Origin of the sequence: Paenibacillus alkalitolerans, from assembly GCF_016482785.1 — a bacterium.
GTDB lineage: Bacteria > Bacillota > Bacilli > Paenibacillales > YIM-B00363 > Paenibacillus_AE > Paenibacillus_AE alkalitolerans.
On sequence record NZ_JAEMXM010000050.1, the window covers coordinates 1 to 3,623 of the forward strand.

5 protein-coding genes are annotated in these 3,623 nt (G+C 38.4%); all 5 read right to left on the reverse strand.

Annotated elements, in window-relative coordinates; translation table 11 throughout:
* Window positions 1–48 precede the first annotated feature (48 nt).
* The 5 genes from JET16_RS29635 to JET16_RS29655 all read right to left on the reverse strand — a co-directional run bounded on the left by JET16_RS29635 (window position 49) and on the right by JET16_RS29655 (window position 3,518).
* Window positions 49–354 (reverse strand): hypothetical protein, encoded by a 306-nt coding sequence (locus tag JET16_RS29635; protein WP_199624835.1) that lies wholly within the window; start codon window positions 352–354, stop codon window positions 49–51.
* The gene (locus JET16_RS29640; protein WP_199624837.1) at window positions 354–713 is read right to left on the reverse strand and encodes a zinc dependent phospholipase C family protein; all 360 of its coding nucleotides are present in this window, start codon (window positions 711–713) and stop codon (window positions 354–356) included. Before JET16_RS29640 ends, JET16_RS29635 begins: the two co-directional genes overlap by 1 nt.
* A 207-nt stretch (window positions 714–920) precedes the next feature.
* On the reverse strand, window positions 921–1,628 hold the full coding sequence (locus JET16_RS29645; protein ID WP_199624839.1) for a chloramphenicol acetyltransferase: 708 nt from the start codon (window positions 1,626–1,628) through the stop codon (window positions 921–923).
* A gap of 276 nt (window positions 1,629–1,904) precedes the next feature.
* On the reverse strand, window positions 1,905–2,687 hold the full coding sequence (locus tag JET16_RS29650; protein ID WP_199624841.1) for a DUF2268 domain-containing putative Zn-dependent protease: 783 nt from the start codon (window positions 2,685–2,687) through the stop codon (window positions 1,905–1,907).
* Between the two features lie 210 nt (window positions 2,688–2,897).
* Complete coding sequence (locus JET16_RS29655) at window positions 2,898–3,518, reverse strand: NUDIX hydrolase (protein WP_199624842.1); 621 nt, start codon at window positions 3,516–3,518, stop codon at window positions 2,898–2,900.
* Window positions 3,519–3,623: the final 105 nt, after the last annotated feature.

The following is a 3,623-nucleotide window of genomic DNA, read 5'->3' on the forward strand; positions in this document are numbered from 1 at the left end:
TGCCTCTTGCGGACCGAGGGGCGACAGCCCCGATGCGTGAACACAATGTTAGCTGATGATGCTGGCATCTTCGAATAATCTTACATCCCAATTTTCTATTGCTGTCCTTACCTTATCCGCTGTCTGTTCGACAAACTCTTCAACTAATAATTTGGTTATGTATCGAGGCTCAATTCCTGGCTTACTTGTTATAAGATCAAACCAATGAATTGTTCTTAATCTCCAATAATTGATCTCTTCTTCAGTAAGTAAAGGAGTCATGCTGTATATCTTTGTGTGTATTAAGCCATTCCATACTTTATCTTTCCATTCTTTCGTTTCATATAAATAGAAATCCACTTCATCAGTTTCCATCAATATGTTTTTCTAATTTCTTCTTTAGTTAAGTCATTTTTTGATACTTCGTCTTGGTATCTAGAGTAAAGACTTTGTACCCAATAATAATCAGTTAGTACATGAGCAAAATAACCTCTTACAAACCATTTCCAATCCGGATCTATATCCTGACTAATTAATTCTTTATAACGGCTTTCTAATAAAAAAGGTTCGGTTTGTTCACCACCAAAATGAGTTTTAATCTTATCATCCCGACTAGTGTTATTTCTCATGTGAATTGAATCTGGAGCAATGCTGCCTAGTAAGAACGTATTAGGAATGTTCTGACTTTCAAAGTATTTAACCGCTATAGCTAGGTGAACCATAGGTAATGGCATTTTCTTCTTCCTTTCTATCAGCAATTTCAGCTAACGTCTCTTGCATTCACGAACCTCACCGGCTTAGATAGCTCTTATCTTAACCGGTGCAAGGTTGTCCGCTGCCTCAACTTCCCCGAAAATGCTTCTCGCGGACCGAGGGACAGCGTAGCTGGACCGATGCGTGAATGTGGTGTTATCAGATGTCATATGCCTTCCTGAAATTTCTCACAAAAAAGCTTTATTGTTTCTTATCCACTCAACTAAGTTATCAAAAATATTAAGTGCTTCTTCGTTCGTCATACTATTTACAGTTAGAGACTCATTAAGTATTTTTTCAATATTTTCTTGTATTGAAGTAGCTTCAATAAATGTCACATAATTATTCCTAAGGGTTGACATGTATTTAAAATAGCGCATTAAAGGATCTATAAAATCCAAATGCAACTCGAAATTCTTTCTAATGTTTATCGAATCATTCTCTTTGCGCCTTCTTAATTCTTCTCTGTTATCAATTGTAAGAATTATGTACTTATCGGGCAGTCCAAAATACCCTGATGCTAATTTACTTCTGTAAGACTCACGAATGTTATCTAATGTATTCCAACCGGAAAAATTAAAACACCATCTATACCAAAGAGCATGTAATATATCGCCGTCTAGGATAATCAAGTTATGTTTTAAAACTTTATTGCATGCTATTGACCATCTCTGGACCTGTTTATCTAAATACCAATTTGTTACAGAGTCATTAGCTGTTCTCTTTCCAAATAATTTATTTACTTCTTCAATAACAAAAGCGTTATGATCATCCGAGAGTTTCTTACTTGTTGTAGTTTTCCCCACAGCGCTGGCACCTTCGAGGCAAATTATAGGCATCGAATCCCCCTGTTTTTGAACTTGCATTTGATTTCTGATAACGTCTCTTGCATTCACGAACCCTCACCGGCTTAAGGCCCTTAGGGCCGGGCGCGATGCGCTTAGTCGGTGCAGGGTTGTCCGCTGAATCGACTTCTCCGAAATGCCTCTTGCGGACCAAGGGACGGCGAATGCCGGTCCGATGCGTGAATGCGGTGTTATAAGATTTTGGCGCCATCCCTGAANCCGAAATGCCTCTTGCGGACCAAGGGACGGCGAATGCCGGTCCGATGCGTGAATGCGGTGTTATAAGATTTTGGCGCCATCCCTGAAATACATTCAAAAAAATATCGTTTATCTTTTTATATATGGATAACCGCTATTCCAAAATAATTCATCATCAGTACTATAATGCATTTTTTCTATTGTCGTACCATGTTTGTTTAGATAATGTCTTATAATCCGGGAGCCAATCTCATAGGCTCTCAGTCCTATATTATTTATATATCCTTCTATTCCTTCTGCTTCTAAATCTACAGTGTTCCAAAAATCAACTTCTTGTTGTTCTGTTACCTCAGGTGCATGAATATTAGGATGAGAAAATAAAAGCTCAGGAAAAACGTTTGCTAAGCCTTCAAAAATGAGATAGTCACGTACTTTGTATTGAACAGCCTCGCCGAAACCAAATTCAGTCTCTGTTGGTTTTTGTACTAAACGAACAGTATGGCTATACTCATGTGCAATATTTCTTTGTAAACGAACAGGAGATAATTCGTCAATCCGGATCGCCAATAATATATTGCCGGGTGAATAACACGCTCCTCCACCTTTCGACTCTATTGCAGGTATAATATGTAAATTGACTTCTCCAACTGAACAAGGAAGTAAGGCGGAGACTTTTTTGACTGTTTCATGAGCAATATGAGACAAATCAAATTCTATCAGTCTTTGAAAAAGTTGATCCCGGTTTTGTATAGATACAAACGGAATACTTGCATTTTTTATACTGCCTTTGATCATCCATTTATGTGGTTGATCATAGGAAAGTTCCTCGATTAAACTATTTAAATACTCTGTATAGTCAAAATCATTGAGATTTATTAAGTCTGGGATGTAATTGTTTACAGTAATATTCATCAAACCACCTCTTTTTTGTTTTTATTTTTTTGCGCCAATTTCTTATAACGTCTCTTGCATTCACGAACCCTCCCCGACTTAAGCGAACGTAGTGAGCGGCCGCGATGCGGTTAGTCGGTGCAGGGTTGTCCGCTGAATCTACTCCTTTGAAAACTCATCTTGCGGACCGAGGGCTGTAAGCCCGAAGCGTGAGTGTGGTGTTATAGGAAGTTACCGCCTTCTTTGAGTTTGCTTACTCATAATACTTGCTTCAGCGGTGCCAATTGGATATACTGATATTTCTCTGTCAATGATCGTATCCTCAGGTAGAAATAATCTCGAACCTTCATCCATCAGCTTTTGTATTGTTACTTTCCTTGATATCCCCTTCTTTACTTGATCCTTACTCATTGTTATGATCCCAGATACCCCGTCTAATTTAATATCACGAATAAAAGATCTCAAACGAGCTTGGAAAATTACAATATGATATACATTACCGGCTCGTGGACTTCCTTCAGGATGAGTCATCTCGAAAATTCCCACAGGCTTAATATCATCTTTGATTTCTATCGTCCTTATGTTACGATTAACAGGAATATAGACCGGCTCAAAGAAAGAATCCTCATAAAGAATTTCGACACCTATTTCTTCCCGTGCTTCTCTCCTGCCGCAAGTTAGTAGGTCTTCATCCTTCTCCAAATGTCCTCCTATACCAGCGTAAAATATCTCGGCTGATCCCAACCTATGTCTACCGGGTAGAAAAAATATGAATTCTTGATTCTGATCCAATAATGCTAATCCGACTCCGACTTCTGCATTCTTTGGAATGTAATTTAGAATAGTACTCAATTGTTCGCATCCCTAATCTTATTAATATTGTTGGCTGTTTTCTGATATTTGCGGTAATTTCCTATAACGTCTCTCGCATTCACGAACCCCCACTGGCTTAGATAG